This window comes from Pseudomonas sp. C9D1, assembly GCF_056491235.1.
In genome coordinates, this window is the sequence record NZ_JBSZIE010000002.1 from 915,125 (window position 1) to 928,211 (window position 13,087).

Here is a 13,087-nt window from a genome sequence, read left to right on the forward strand (position 1 = left end):
CACCCGTGACGCCGCCCTGACGAGTGGCTAGCATAGTGCCACTTGACCAGGGACCTCCTCGCCCGATGCCTTCCAGCCCACGCTCCAGAAAGACCCAGCACCTGCTGGTGGTGTTGCTCGTGCTGCTGCTCGCCAGCGGCTTTCTCGTCACTTCGCTGGTGAGCTACTACGCCTCCCTGGAGTCGATCCGCGACAGCATCGTCAACACCGAGCTGCCGCTGACCTCGGACAACGTCTATTCCGAGATCCAGAAGGACCTGGTGCGGCCGATCCTCATCTCCTCGATGATGAGCCGCGACACCTTCCTGCGCGACTGGGCCATGCAGGGCGAGCAGGACCCGGGGCAGATGACCCGCTACCTGCGCGAGGTGCAGGAGCACTACGGCGCCTTCACCAGCTTCTACATCTCCGAGCGCACCCAGACCTACTACCAGGCCAAGGGCGTGCTGAAGAAGGTGAGCGAGGACGAGCAGCGCGACGTCTGGTACTACCGTGTGCGCGACATGAAGGAGCCCTACGAGATCAATGTCGACGTCGACATGGCCAACCAGGACCGCATGACCATCTTCATCAACTACAAGGTGCTGGACTACGACGGCCGCTTCATCGGCGCCACCGGCGTGGGCCTGACGGTGGATGCGGTGGTCAAGCTGATCGACGCCTACCAGGAGCGCTACGAGCGTTCCATCTACTTCGTCGACACCACCGGCAAGCTGGTGCTGACCAGCGCCCAGGGCGGGCCGATGGGGGCCACGGTCGGGCAGAACCTGGCGGATATCGACGGCATGCGCGACCTGGTGGCCAAGCTGCCGCGCCCCCAGGGCGGCGACTTCACCTGGAACGAACAGGGCGACAGCCACTACCTGAACGTGCGCTTCATCCCCGAGCTGGACTGGTACCTGTTCGTCGACAAGGCCGAGGACGGCGCACTCTCGCACATCCGCAACACGCTCTACCTCAACCTGTTCATCTGCCTGGTGGTCACCGCCGTGGTGCTCACCCTGCTCAACCTGCTGGTGCGCCGCTACCAGGTGCGCATCGCCGCGCTGGCCACCACCGACGTGCTGACCGACCTGCCCAACCGCCGCGGCTTCGACATCCTCGCCGGCCAGGCGCTGCAGGAAGCCCGCCGCGAACAGCGCCCGCTGACGGCGCTGCTGCTGGACCTCGACCACTTCAAGGTGCTCAACGACACCTATGGCCACCTGGCCGGCGACCATGTGCTGCATGGCTTCGCGCAGAACCTCAAGGCCGGCCTGCGCCAGTCGGACATCATCTGCCGCTGGGGTGGCGAGGAGTTCATCCTGCTGCTCAAGGACAGCGGCAGCGCCACGGCCTTCCTCCTGGCGGAGAAGATCCGCGAGCAGGTGCAGGCGCAGCACTACCCGTTCGAAGGCAAGGAATTGCAGGTGACGGTGAGCATCGGCCTGGCCGAGATGCACCCGGACGACACCCTGCACAGCCTGATCGCCCGCGCCGACCGCGCCCTTTATCGGGCCAAGCAGTCAGGGCGCAACCGTGTGTGCAGCGAGCCGGGTAACGGCGACTGAGGAAAGCGGACGGATCGGGGACGCCGAGCGCAGCGGCTCAGGCCATTACGTCGATGGTGTTGCCGAGGTTCGGCGGGTTGCTGGAAACCGGCGATGGCACCGCCTCCAGCAGCGCAAGGGCGCTCTGGGATTGAATGTCCATCGACTGCTTAAGCACGGCGACCTGCACCTTCATGGCGAGTTGGGCGGAGCTGGCGTCGGAGATGGAGGCGGCGGAAACTTCCACGCGTTTCGATTCCCGGAGAGGTGGGTTCGGTATGGATTCTGAGGCCCATCGCCGCCCCTGAAAAGCACCGTCAGTCGCCTGAAACCCGCGCCGTTGCGCTTGCGGCGGCCTTCCAGCCTCCCCAAGGCACAACCATCGGATGTAGGTCGGGTGCAACCCGACGAATACAAGCTCGCGGGTTTCACCCGCCCTACGGACTCCGAACGTAGGGTGTGCTGCGCGCACCTCGGGGTCGCCGGAGACACCGTGCGGCGGCGGTGCGCACGGCACACCCTACGGCACGCGCTCATCCTGTCGAGTCCTCAGCCGCGCCGATCCGCATGGGTTCCGCTTCGCTCACCAACAGGGCCGCTCCGTTGCCCATGGGCGAATGAATTCGCCCCTGCGTCCCCTGCCCCATCAGAAGTCGCGCTTGTAGAACAGGTCCAGGGAGCTGGCGAGGCCGCTGGCGGCTTCGAGGTACAGGCGCTTGGTGAGTTCGTAGCGCAGGGCGACGACGCTGGTGGGCTCGAGCACGCCGAGGCCGTAGCGGATGCTCAGGCGGTCGGTGAGCACGCCGGTGGCGCCGTCGTCGCCGATCTGGAAGTCCTTGAGGCCGAGCTTCTGCGCGAGCTCCGAGGTCAGCGGCGCACTGCCGGACAGGCCCAGCGCCAGTGCCGCCTGGCCCAGTGCGTTGCCGTCGCTGCCGCGCTCCAGCGGACGGCCCAGCACCAGGTAGGACAGTGCCTGCTCCTGGCTCATGGCCGGGGTGGAGAAGACCTGGGTGGTGGGCTCGTCGGCGCGGCCGTTGAGGCGGATGCCGGCGGTGACGTCACCGATCTTGCGCACCGCCTCGACGTCCAGGTAGGGCTGGTCCAGCGGCCCGGCGAACAGCAGGCGCGCCCGGCGCAGGTCGAGGCGCTGGCCGTAGGCGCGGTAGCGGCCGTTCTTCAGGTTGAGCTCGCCGCGCCCGGCCAGGTTGTCGCCCACCTTGAGGTGGCCGACGAGGTCGGCGGTGAGGCCGAAGCCGCTGAAGGACAGGCGCTCCTGGCCCACCTCGACGTCGACGTCCATGGCCAGTTGCAGCGGTGCCTGCTCGTCCTCCTGCTCACCCACCAGGTGCGCGTCCGGCGACACCTTGACCGCCTGGGGCGGCAGCTCGCGGATCTTGATCTGGCCACGGGGCACCCGCACCTTGCCAGTGAGCGCCAGGCGCTGGTCGGCCAGGCGCACCCGCAGGTCGGGGTCCACTTCCAGGTTGGCGTAGGGCTCCACCACCACCGGCAGCGAACTGCCACGGATGGCCAGGTCCATGTCCAGGCCCTGGCTCCAGGCCAGGGTGCCGGAGAGGTTGCCGTTGCCTTTCTCGCCGCTGCGCCAGGCGCCGCTGAGTTCCAGGCTCTCGCCGGCGATGCGGGCATCCAGGTTCAGGTCTTCGATGCGGGTGGGCAGGTCGCCGCCGGCCAGCTTGCCGCCGTGCAGGCGCACCTGGCCCAGCACATTGGGCGCCAGCAGGGTGCCGCCGAGGGTGCCGGCACCGTCCAGCTGGCCTTCCAGTTCCTCGACACCGGCGACGAAGGGGCGCAGCACGGCGAGGTCCAGCCCTTCCAGGCGGAAGTCGCCGGACAGCGGCTTGCGCAGCGGGCGCGGGTCGAGCCGGGCGTCCACCTGCAGGCGGCCGAGGCGCTCGCCCTGGAACAGCAGGCGGCTGTCGATGCTCTGCGGGCGCAGGGTGCTTTCCAGGCGCATGGCCTGGTAGGGGAAGTCGACCCATTTGCCGTCCTTGCTCTCCTCGCGCAGGCGCAGCACGCCGTTGCTGGCATCCAGCTGCACGCGGCCGCTGGGGCCGCGCGCGGGCAATTCGAGCTGTACATCGCCGTCGAGCGTGCCGTGCCAGGCGAAATCGTCCGGCAGCCATTCGGCCAGGCTATCGAGGGGGAAGTCGCGCAGGCGGTAGTCGAGCTTCGGCTCGGGCAGCAGGCGCTGGTCGCCGCCACAGAGGCTGGCGGGGCCAGAGCGCCAGCAATGGGCGCCCAGTTCCAGGCGACCGTCGGCCAGGCGTTGCAGCTTCGCGGGTTGCTCCAGGCGCCAGTCCTGGCCGCCGCTTTGCAGTTCGCCACGGCTCAGGCGGCCGCGCCAGTCGCCCTTGTCCAGCAGGCCGTCGAGGGCCAGCTGCAGGTCGAGCAAGGGGCCTTGCAGGCGCGTTTCCAGCTGCTGCCGCTGTTTGTCGCCCGAGGCCTTGAGGCTGAGGTCGCCCAGGGCCTTGTCGCCGGCCTGGAGCTGGCTGGCGTCCAGCTGCAGGGTGGCGTTCTGCCGTGCATCCAGCCGCGCCTGCAGGGTCAGTTGGCGCAGGCGCTGGTCGCCCATGCCCAGGCGATCGCCCTTGAGGTCCAGCTGCCCCTGGGGTGCGTCGGCGCTGCCGGCGACCACCAGCTTGCCGGTCAGCCCGCCGAACAAGCCGGGCCAGAGCTGGCCCAGGCGGCCCAGTGCAATGTCCAACTGGCCGTCCAGGCGCTGGTCGAGGCGGCCCTTGCCATCGATGCGGTTGTCGCCCAGGCGGACCTGCAGCTGGCCCAGGTCCCAGCGCTGCCCGGCACCCTCGGCCACGGCCTTGAGCAGCGCCGGCTGGCCGCGCAGCTGGCCCTTGAGATCGAGATCGGCCTTGAGTTCGAGCTGCTGGCGGAAGCTGCCCTTGCTCGCCAGGGTGCCGGCCAGGCGGCCCGGTAATTCGGCCAGCCAGTAGGCCGGGTCAAGGTCGCTCAGGGTCAGTTCGCTGTCCCAGTCGACGCCGTCGGCGAAGCCCAGCTGCAGGCGGCCACGGGCCTTGCCCTGCCCGGCCTTCAGTTGCAGGTCGGGCAGCTCGACGCGGGCCAGGTCGCCCTGCAGCGGGCTGGCCAGGCTGAAGTCGCCTTCCGGCCCCTTGAGCGCGGCGTCGAAGCGGCCCTGGTAGCGGCCCTCGCTGAAATGCACCTCGCCGTCCAGGCGTTGCAGCGCCACGGGCGGCTCCTGCTCCTGGGGGTAGAGGTGCTGCCAGGGGAAGTCGCGCCAGGCGAGCTGGGCGTCGATGGCCAGGGCCTGCTGCCAGTCGATGCGCCCCTGCAGCTGCACGCTCTGTTCGGCGGCGGCGCTGAGCAGCAGGCGCTGGATCTCGGCCCCGGCGGCGGTGACCTTGCCGGCCAGGTCGAGAGCGACATCACCGCCCTGCCCCGGCAGGTTGGCGCGGCCCTGCACCGTGTAGCCCTGTTGCAGGTCGCCCTTGGCGTCCAGCTCCACGCGTTGCAGGGTGAGGGTGTCCGGCAGCCCGGCCTGGGCCTTGAAGGCGGCAGCGCGGATGCGCGCGCTGGCGGGCAGGTGCGGCGCCAGGGGCTGCAGCTGGCCGTCGAGGGTGGCGGCCAGGTAGCCGCTGCTGGTCGCCTGGGCCGTGAGGGTGCCTTGCAGGTCGCCTTTCGCCTCCAGGGCCAGGGACCAGGGCTGGCCCTCGACGGCGGGTAATTGCAGGCTGCCGCTGGCCTCGAGCGGCCAGCCGTCACGGGGTTGCAGGGTGCCCTGGAGTGCCAGGGCCAGGTCGCCGTGGCGCAGACTGGCTTCGTCTATATGCAGGCCGTCGCCCAGCCATTGGGCGCGCAGGTGCAGGTCACTGAGCTGTTCGCTGCCGTCCAGCTCGAAGCGCTGCACGCGTACCTCGCCCAGGCGGATCGCCAGGGGCAGCTCGAGGGCCGGCAGTTGCAGCGGCTCATCGGAGGTCTCACCGCCCGGGGCCAGGCTCAGGGCCACGTCGTCGGCCGTCAGCGTGTCGATGCACAGGGTCAGCTGCAGCAGGCAGCCTGGCGACCATTCCAGCACCGGCGCGGTGATCGACAGGCTGTCGCCCGCCTGTTGCCAAGCCAGGCGCTCGGCGCTCCAGCGCCCGCCAAGCGTGCCGCTGAAGCCTTCCACGGTGATGCCCGGCACCCGCGCCAGCAGCCAGCGCCCGCCGGCTTCGCTGAACAGCAGCGCACCGACACCCGCCAGCGTCAGGACCAGCACGCCGGCCACCGCGAACAGGCCGAGCCGGAGCCCGCGCCTCACAGTTCGGGACCCATGGAGAAGTGGATGCGGAAGCCGCCGGGGTCGTCCAGCGCCTTGGCCAAGTCGAGGCGGATCGGCCCCACCGGCGACACCCAGCGCACGCCGATGCCGGCGCCTGTCTTCATCGCCGCATTGAGCGAGTCCATGGCGTTGCCGCGGTCGACGAAGGCGGCGATGCGCCAGCGCTCGGCCACCGGGTACTGGTATTCGGCGCTGCCCACCACCAGGTAGCGGCCGCCGACCTTGTTGCCCTGGCGGTCCTCGGGGGACAGGGTCTGGTAGTCATAGCCGCGCACGCTCTGGTCGCCACCGGCGAAGAAGCGCAGCGACGGCGGGATGGCGCTGAAGTCGGTGGTGGCGATGCCGCCGACCTGGGCCCGGGCCAGCACCCGGTGCCCGCCGGGCAGGGTGTAGAGCCCCTTGGCCAGGGCGCTGGCGTAGGTCATGTCGGCGTCGGAGAGGATGCCCTCCTTGGCCGCGCGCAGGTCCACCTGCAGGTGGTAGCCCTGGCTGGGGTCGAGACGGTTGTCGCTGCGGGTGACGCTGTAGCCGATGCCGGGGATGAGGAAGCTGCTGCGCCCGTCCGGGCTGCCGTCGCCGAAGTCATAGCTCTCCTGCTCCCAGCGCAGGGAGACGACCCGCTGCCAGTCGTCCGGCAGCTTCGATTGCCACTGGGTGCCGAGGGTGAAGCGGCGGCTCTCGACGTCCACCAGCTGTTCGCGCTGGAAGCCGCTGGTAAAACGCAGGCTGTCGGTCAGCGGCGGGTCGAGGGGAATCTCGTACCAGGCGCCGACGTTCTGCCGCGACGCGGAGACTTCGGTCTCGGCGCCCAGGCGATGGCCCTGGGGGTTGACCCAGTGGCGCGTCCAGTTGGCCCGCGCGCGCGGCCCGACGTCGGTGGAGAAGCCGACGCCCAGCCCCATGGTGCGCGGCTTCACCGCGCTGAGCTGGACCTTGACCGGTATCCGCCGGCCCTCCCCCGGGTCGGGCAGGGCATCCACCCGCACCTCGTCGAAGTAGCCGCTGGCCTGGAGGTTCTGGTTGAGCTTGGCCACCAGGTCGGCGTCGTAGGGGGTGTTGGCGGCGAAGGGCACCAGGCGCGCGAGCAGCGCCTCGTCGAAAGGGGTATCGCCCTGGAAGCTGACCCGGCCCAGGTCGTAGCGCGGACCGCTGGCGTACACCAGGTCGATGTCGGCGATGCCGGCGCGGGGGTCGATGTCGAGGCGCTGGGAGAGGAACTTGCCATCGAAGAAGCCGTAGCGCAGGGCCTGGTTCTGGATGAGCTTCTTGGCGTCTTCATAGGCGCCGTGATTGAGCGGCTGGCCGGGCTGCAGTGCCTTGCTCTGGGGCACGCGGAACGCCTTGAGGACACCCGCTTCGCCCTCGATGCGCACCTGCACGTTGCGCAGGCGCACGGGTTCGCCGGGCACGACCTCCAGCTGCAGCTTGGGGTCGTTGCCGGGAAGTACACGGCTGTCGATCTCCGCCTGGTAGTAGCCGAGGGCCTGGACAGCTTGCTGCGCCTGGTCCTCGGCGGCACGCCGATAACGCCGCAGGGCGGTTTCATCACGGTCGCCAAGGCTGCCGATGAAGGCCTCGATATTGGCCTTCAGGGCAGCATTGGCGGGGGTCACCTTGACGTCCAGCGAGGCCTTGGCCAGCGCGGTCGAACAGAGACACGACAATCCGAGCGCGAGTAGCCCACGCAATCCTTGGCACCAATTCATTCGCGGGATGCTAGCACGTGTTGCCTACAGTCTCGTCCTACGCGTTCGCTTGCAGCGCCGGCGTCGGATTGGGATGGAAGAACACGTGTTCCAGCACAGGCCCCAGCGCGACCTCGCCGATCTCCTCGTAGCCCTGGCGCTTGTAGAAATCCAGGTAGCGGGCGTTGCCGGTGTCCAGCACCACGCCCTGGGAGCCGGCGTCCTCGGCGCACCAGTCGTGCAGGGCCTGCAGCAGCTTCTCGCCCAGGTGCTTGCCCTGGAATTCCGGGTGGATGCCCAGCAGCGGCAATACGTGGTAAGGCCCCGGCGGCAGGCAGGCGAGCACCGCGTCGTGGTACTCCAGGTAGCGCTTGGTGCAGCGGAAGCCGGTGGTCATCAGCATGCGCAGGCGCCAGCCCCAGCTTTCGGTGATATCCAGCCGGCGTTGCGGCGGCGCGATCAGGGCGATGCCCACCAGGCGGTCCTCGATGAGCAGGCCGATGGCCGGCAGGTCTTCGAGGAAATGCTGCTGCACCAGCTCGCGCACCGTGGCGCGCACGCGCTGGTCGTAGCCGGCGCGCTCGGCCTCGAAGAGGTAGGCGAAGGTGGGTTCGTGGCGATAGGCGTGGTAGAGCAGCGAACGTGCCTCGCGGGCATAGCCGCCGTCGAGCATGCGGACTTCAACCGGCGCGGTGGGGACGTATCCAGGCATTCACGGTGACCTCGTTTGTTATGTGGTTATCAGGCCCACAGGCAAGGTAGCACCGCCCCAAAGGCCTCGCCACACGGGTGGCAGGGCGTGCCGACGATGGGCTAGGATCGGCGTTTTTCCAGGATGGCTCCGTCATGAAGATCGTTTCTTTCAATATCAACGGCCTGCGTGCCCGTCCTCACCAGCTCGAAGCGCTGATCGCCAAACACCAGCCGGACGTCATCGGCCTGCAGGAAACCAAGGTCTCCGACGACCAGTTCCCCGAGGCGGATATCCGCAAGCTCGGCTACCACGTGCACTACCACGGGCAGAAGGGCCACTACGGTGTCGCCCTGCTCTCGCGCCAGGAGCCGCTGTCCCTGCACAAGGGCTTCCCCAACGACGACGAGGAGTCCCAGCGCCGCTTCATCTACGGCACCTTCGCCGATGAACAGGGCAACCCGGTGACGGTGATGAACGGTTACTTCCCCCAGGGCGAGAGCCGCGACCACCCGACCAAGTTCCCGGCCAAGCAACGCTTCTACGCCGACCTGCAGGAGCTGCTGCTGGGCAACTTCAAGCCGGATCAGCCGCTGGTGGTGATGGGCGACATCAACATCTCGCCGGAAGACTGCGACATCGGCATCGGCGAGGAGAACCGCAAGCGCTGGCTGAAGACCGGCAAGTGCAGCTTCCTTCCGGAAGAGCGCGAGTGGCTGGCGACCCTGAAGAGCTGGGGCCTGGTGGACAGCTTCCGCCACCTCAACCCCGAGGTGAACGACCGCTTCAGCTGGTTCGACTACCGCAGCCGCGGCTTCGAGGACGACCCCAAGCGCGGCCTGCGCATCGATGTGATCCTCGCCACCAGCCCGCTGCAGGCACGGATCAAGGACGCCGGCATCGACTACGACCTGCGCGGCATGGAGAAACCCTCCGACCACGCGCCGATCTGGCTGGAACTGAGCTGATCGCGCCGGGTTTCCCGGCAATCAGGCACAAAAAAGCCCATCTCGCGATGGGCTTTTTGCTATCCGCCGGGCTTAGGCCAGCTCGACCTTGGGCGTGGTGCCGAGGGTCATGATCCTTTCGATGGCGGCGTCGAGGGTCGGCTCCGAATCGTAGAGGTGGCTTTCGAGGATCACCTCGCGACCGGCCTTGAGGCGGAAGTAGTTCTTGCCACCCGTGGCCATGCGGCGCTCATAGCGCTCCTCATTGGCGCAGTGGTTGCGGAACAGCGCGATGGCACTTTCGGCGCTGTCCCGGCAGGGGTAGCGGCCGCTTTGCAGCACGACCTGCGCCTCCCGGGTCTTCAGGCGGAAGCGATATTCACCGTTGCCGTACTTCTTCAGCTCGAACCAGCCAGCCATTTCCAACTCCTTAGTCACAGATGGATGCCCCAAAAAGCGGGGCTTGGTGCCTGGCACGGGCGGACGAGGGACGCTTGAGCTTCCTTGCCTGCCGCCCGGCCAGACAAAGTTGCGAACCATACCGATGGCCGCGCGAGCGGTATGTCGGGGTGCCCGGGCAGCCGTCGTAGGCCCTGGTCCATACGCGGGGCGGGAAAGGTCCCGAGGCCCATTGCAGAGCGCTTTGTAATATCTCCGTCACCTCGCTGACTTAATCTCGCGGCACTTCCCAGTCACCCCTAGCGATAAGGCCCGCCGCATGATGCGCGACCTCAGTGAACGAGATATCTGGAGCCGGACCCTCAGCATGCTGCTGCTCGGTTTCGTCTGCTACGCCCTGCCCTGGTCGGTGTTCGCCGCCCTGCCCCTGCCCGCCGACAAGAGCCCGGCATTGCGCATCCAGGGTTCCAACACCATCGGCGCCAAGCTCGGCCCGGCGCTGGTGCGCGGCCTGATGGAAGAGGAAGGCCTGGGCGGCATCCGCCAGGAGCCCGGCACCCAGGAAAACGAAGTGCAGTTGGTGGGCCGTGCGCCCAACGGCCGCGACGTGCGCATCACCGTGGCCGCCCACGGCTCGGGCACCGGCTTCGTCGCGATCAAGGACGGCAGCGCCGACCTGGCCGCCGCCTCGCGCCCGATCAAGGACGCCGAAGCCAGTGACCTCTCGGTGTTCGGCGACCTCAAGAGCCGCTACGGCGAGCATGTGATCGCCATCGACGGCCTGGCCATCATCGTCAACCCAGGCAACACCCTGGCCAGCCTGGGCACCGAGCAGCTGGCACGCATCTTCGCCGGCGAGGTGAAGACCTGGGAGGAGATCGGCGGCAAGGGCGGTGCCATCCACCTGTACGCCCGCGACGACAAGTCCGGCACCTTCGACACCTTCAAGGAACTGGTGCTGGCCGCCCACGGCAAGAGCCTCGCCGCCAGCGCCAAGCGCTTCGAATCCAACGACAAGCTCTCCGAAGCCGTCAGCGCCGACGCCGCCGGCATCGGCTTCGTCGGCCTCGCCTCGGTGGGCAAGTCCCGCGCCGCCTCCATCGCCGATGGCGAGTCCCAGGCCATGGCGCCGTCGGTGACGCAGATCGCCACCGAGGACTACCCGCTGTCGCGCCGCCTGTTCTTCTATATGAAGCCCGGCGAGAAGAACCCCTGGGCCCAGGCCCTGGTGCGCTTCGCCCAAGGCCCGCGCGGCCAGGCCATCGTCGCCCAGACCGGTTTCGTCGCGCAGACGGTGCAGGCGGTGAAGGTCGCCGCCCAGCCCGACATGCCCAAGGACTATCAGCAACTGGCCCGCGACGCCCAGCGCCTGTCGGTGAACTTCCGCTTCCAGGAAGGCAGCGCCAACCTCGACAACAAGGCCCTGCGCGACGTGGAGCGCGTGCTGGACTATCTCAAGGAGAGCGGCAAGCTGTCCAACCAGGTGACCCTGGTGGGCTTCGGCGACCCCAAGGCCGACCCGGGCCGTGCCGCCCTCCTCTCCAAGCTGCGCGCCATGGCCGTGCGCCGCGAACTGGCCAAGGCCGGCGTGTCCTTCCGCGAGATCACCGGCCTGGGCGATGAACTGCCGGTGGCCGCCAACAGCGAGGAAGGCCGCATCAAGAATCGCCGGGTGGAAGTCTGGGTCTACTGACCGATCCGACCTTCCGCGTCATCGTCGCCCCTGTCCGGTTCGCTCCGGACGGGGGCGATTCTTTTGGCTCAAGGTGTGGGAGCGGTTTCAACCGCGATGCCCGGGACGGGCCGCTTTTCGCGAATGAATTCGCTCCCGCGGGGATGGCGGCGCTGCGCGCCGCTTGGCGACTGAAGTCGCCCCTACAATCGCCCTTGCGAATGCCCCACGCCGGACATGACCGATGTGTAGGGTGGAGGTCGCTTTTTACCTCCACCAGACGGAGTCCTGCGCGGCACGTCACCGTGCCTGGAACGCCGCATCGATGAACCTCGTGGAAAGCCGGGCACCTCGTCCCGGAAAGCACGGCTGAACATTCCCTTCGCACTCCCCGCCCCTTCCGCAGTCGATAACCTTGACCGCGCGCAATGAAATGAAACGTTGCCGGTTTTACCGGCGACGCCGCTGCGCTAGCCTTCCCTTATGTGACGCCGGGCCCCTCTGACGGTTTGCACCCGCCATGTCGGAGTCACTGTTGAGCATTCAACACGACAAGCAAGGAGGGGCTCATGTCAGCTCTGCACACGTTCCTGTTCGCCGACTTCCTCGGCACCGCCACCTGGCTGTGGCTGGTGTTCCTGGCCATCGTCTTCGGCCTGCTGGTGTTCGACCTCGGCGTCCTGCACCGCGACCAGCATGAAATCGAGATGCGCGAGAGCCTGCTGCTCTACAGCGGCTACTTCTGCGTGGGCGTCGCCTTCGGCGGCTGGGTCTGGTACGAGCTGGGTTCCCAGGCCGCGCTGGAGTTCTACACCGGTTTCCTGGTGGAGCAGTCGCTGTCCATGGACAACGTCTTCGTCATGGCGATGATCTTCGGCTTCTTCGCCATCCCCCGCCGCTACCAGCACCGGGTGCTGTTCTGGGGCATCCTCGGGGTGATCGTGCTGCGCGCGCTGATGATCGGCCTGGGCACCGCGCTGGTGAAAGAGTTCGACTGGATCCTCTACATCTTCGGCGCCTTCCTGCTGTTCACCGGGGTGAAGATGCTGTTCGCCCGCGAGGACGCCGAGCGCGACCTCTCGCAGAACCCCGTGCTGAAGTTCGTGCGCAAGCACATGCGGGTCACCGATGACCTGCACGGCGCGCACTTCTTCGTGCGCCTGCAGAACGCCTCCGGGCACCACCTGCTCTGGGCCACCCCGCTGTTCCTCACCCTGGTGCTGATCGAGCTGGCCGACCTGGTGTTCGCCGTGGACAGCGTGCCGGCGATCTTCTCCATCACCCAGGACCCTTTCATCGTCTACACCTCGAACATCTTCGCCATCCTCGGCCTGCGCTCGCTGTACTTCGCCCTGGCCGCGCTGATGCACCGCTTCGTCTACCTGAAGTACGCCCTGGCGCTGGTGCTGATCTTCATCGGCGGCAAGATCTTCCTGCACGGTTTCATCGGCAAGATTCCCGCGCTGATCTCTCTTGGCGTAACCTTTGGCCTGCTTGCCGGTGGCGTGCTGCTGTCGCTGTTCAAGACCCGCGACCGCCCCCAGGCTTCATCAGCCGGAGACTGAGAATCGATGCGAGACGTGCAGATCGTAGTGCTCGAACAACGGGGTCGAGTGATCTGGCAGGTAAAGATGGGACAACGCGGGGTGAGCTTCCACGAGGAGCTCGCCGCGCGTACCTTCGCCGCCCAGCTGCACATGCGCCTGGAGTGGCTGCGCCAGCAGCGCGACGCCGCGCCGCCCCTTTCTCACGAACCCTCCCTGCCTCACCAGGATTGAATCAGAATTGATTCCAGCCCTCGCTTGACCCTCACGCAACGTCAGGCCCGAGGATGCCGCCAGGCACGCGA

Annotated in this window: 10 protein-coding genes; 5 read left to right on the top strand and 5 right to left on the bottom strand. The window is 67.9% G+C overall.

The window, feature by feature from the left end:
* The first annotated feature begins 65 nt into the window (after nucleotides 1–65).
* Entirely contained in the window at nucleotides 66–1,550 is a 1,485-nt protein-coding gene (locus tag ACXI0U_RS12405) for a sensor domain-containing diguanylate cyclase (protein WP_021218086.1), read from the top strand.
* Nucleotides 1,551–1,587: 37 nt separating this feature from the next.
* Here ACXI0U_RS12405 and ACXI0U_RS12410 read toward each other — a convergent pair whose 3' ends face one another.
* The 4 genes from ACXI0U_RS12410 to ACXI0U_RS12425 all read right to left on the bottom strand — a co-directional run bounded on the left by ACXI0U_RS12410 (nucleotide 1,588) and on the right by ACXI0U_RS12425 (nucleotide 8,241).
* Entirely contained in the window at nucleotides 1,588–1,776 is a 189-nt protein-coding gene (locus tag ACXI0U_RS12410) for a YjfB family protein (RefSeq protein WP_021218087.1), read from the bottom strand.
* 399 nt (nucleotides 1,777–2,175) lie between these two features.
* Nucleotides 2,176–5,823, bottom strand: coding sequence for a translocation/assembly module TamB domain-containing protein (locus tag ACXI0U_RS12415; RefSeq protein ID WP_479550337.1), 3,648 nt, complete (start codon nucleotides 5,821–5,823; stop codon nucleotides 2,176–2,178).
* A complete protein-coding gene (locus ACXI0U_RS12420; protein WP_423728902.1) occupies nucleotides 5,820–7,550 on the bottom strand; it encodes an autotransporter assembly complex protein TamA in 1,731 nt (576 codons plus the stop codon). The genes ACXI0U_RS12415 and ACXI0U_RS12420 overlap by 4 nt, the downstream gene beginning before the upstream one ends.
* 37 nt (nucleotides 7,551–7,587) lie before the next feature.
* Nucleotides 7,588–8,241: a GNAT family N-acetyltransferase gene (locus ACXI0U_RS12425; protein WP_031288386.1), complete on the bottom strand. Its 654-nt coding sequence runs from the start codon at nucleotides 8,239–8,241 to the stop codon at nucleotides 7,588–7,590.
* A 134-nt stretch (nucleotides 8,242–8,375) separates the two neighbouring features.
* Between ACXI0U_RS12425 and xthA the strand changes: the two genes are divergently transcribed.
* Nucleotides 8,376–9,188, top strand: a complete 813-nt coding sequence (gene xthA / locus ACXI0U_RS12430; RefSeq protein WP_021221229.1) for an exodeoxyribonuclease III — start codon at nucleotides 8,376–8,378, stop codon at nucleotides 9,186–9,188.
* A 72-nt stretch (nucleotides 9,189–9,260) separates the two neighbouring features.
* Here xthA and ACXI0U_RS12435 read toward each other — a convergent pair whose 3' ends face one another.
* Nucleotides 9,261–9,587 carry a YegP family protein gene (locus tag ACXI0U_RS12435; RefSeq protein ID WP_021221228.1) on the bottom strand — a complete coding sequence of 109 codons (327 nt, stop codon included), beginning with the start codon at nucleotides 9,585–9,587 and terminating at the stop codon, nucleotides 9,261–9,263.
* A 301-nt stretch (nucleotides 9,588–9,888) separates the two neighbouring features.
* Between ACXI0U_RS12435 and ACXI0U_RS12440 the strand changes: the two genes are divergently transcribed.
* From ACXI0U_RS12440 to ACXI0U_RS12450, 3 genes are all read left to right on the top strand, one after another.
* Entirely contained in the window at nucleotides 9,889–11,259 is a 1,371-nt protein-coding gene (locus ACXI0U_RS12440) for a substrate-binding domain-containing protein (RefSeq protein ID WP_184491804.1), read from the top strand.
* 548 nt (nucleotides 11,260–11,807) lie between these two features.
* Nucleotides 11,808–12,803 carry a TerC family protein gene (locus tag ACXI0U_RS12445; protein WP_021221226.1) on the top strand — a complete coding sequence of 332 codons (996 nt, stop codon included), beginning with the start codon at nucleotides 11,808–11,810 and terminating at the stop codon, nucleotides 12,801–12,803.
* A gap of 6 nt (nucleotides 12,804–12,809) precedes the next feature.
* Nucleotides 12,810–13,016, top strand: a complete 207-nt coding sequence (locus ACXI0U_RS12450) for a hypothetical protein (RefSeq protein WP_021221225.1) — start codon at nucleotides 12,810–12,812, stop codon at nucleotides 13,014–13,016.
* The last annotated feature ends 71 nt before the right edge of the window (nucleotides 13,017–13,087 follow it).

Bases quoted from the DNA above. Each gene is read 5' to 3' on its own strand.
- ACXI0U_RS12425 (WP_031288386.1), bottom strand. From the start codon at position 8,241: ATGCCTGGATACGTCCCCACCGCGCCGGTTGAAGTCCGCATGCTCGAC.
- ACXI0U_RS12435 (WP_021221228.1), bottom strand. From the start codon at position 9,587: ATGGCTGGCTGGTTCGAGCTGAAGAAGTACGGCAACGGTGAATATCGC.
- xthA (WP_021221229.1), top strand. From the start codon at position 8,376: ATGAAGATCGTTTCTTTCAATATCAACGGCCTGCGTGCCCGTCCTCAC.
- ACXI0U_RS12445 (WP_021221226.1), top strand. From the start codon at position 11,808: ATGTCAGCTCTGCACACGTTCCTGTTCGCCGACTTCCTCGGCACCGCC.
- ACXI0U_RS12405 (WP_021218086.1), top strand. From the start codon at position 66: ATGCCTTCCAGCCCACGCTCCAGAAAGACCCAGCACCTGCTGGTGGTG.
- ACXI0U_RS12420 (WP_423728902.1), bottom strand. From the start codon at position 7,550: ATGAATTGGTGCCAAGGATTGCGTGGGCTACTCGCGCTCGGATTGTCG.
- ACXI0U_RS12440 (WP_184491804.1), top strand. From the start codon at position 9,889: ATGCGCGACCTCAGTGAACGAGATATCTGGAGCCGGACCCTCAGCATG.
- ACXI0U_RS12450 (WP_021221225.1), top strand. From the start codon at position 12,810: ATGCGAGACGTGCAGATCGTAGTGCTCGAACAACGGGGTCGAGTGATC.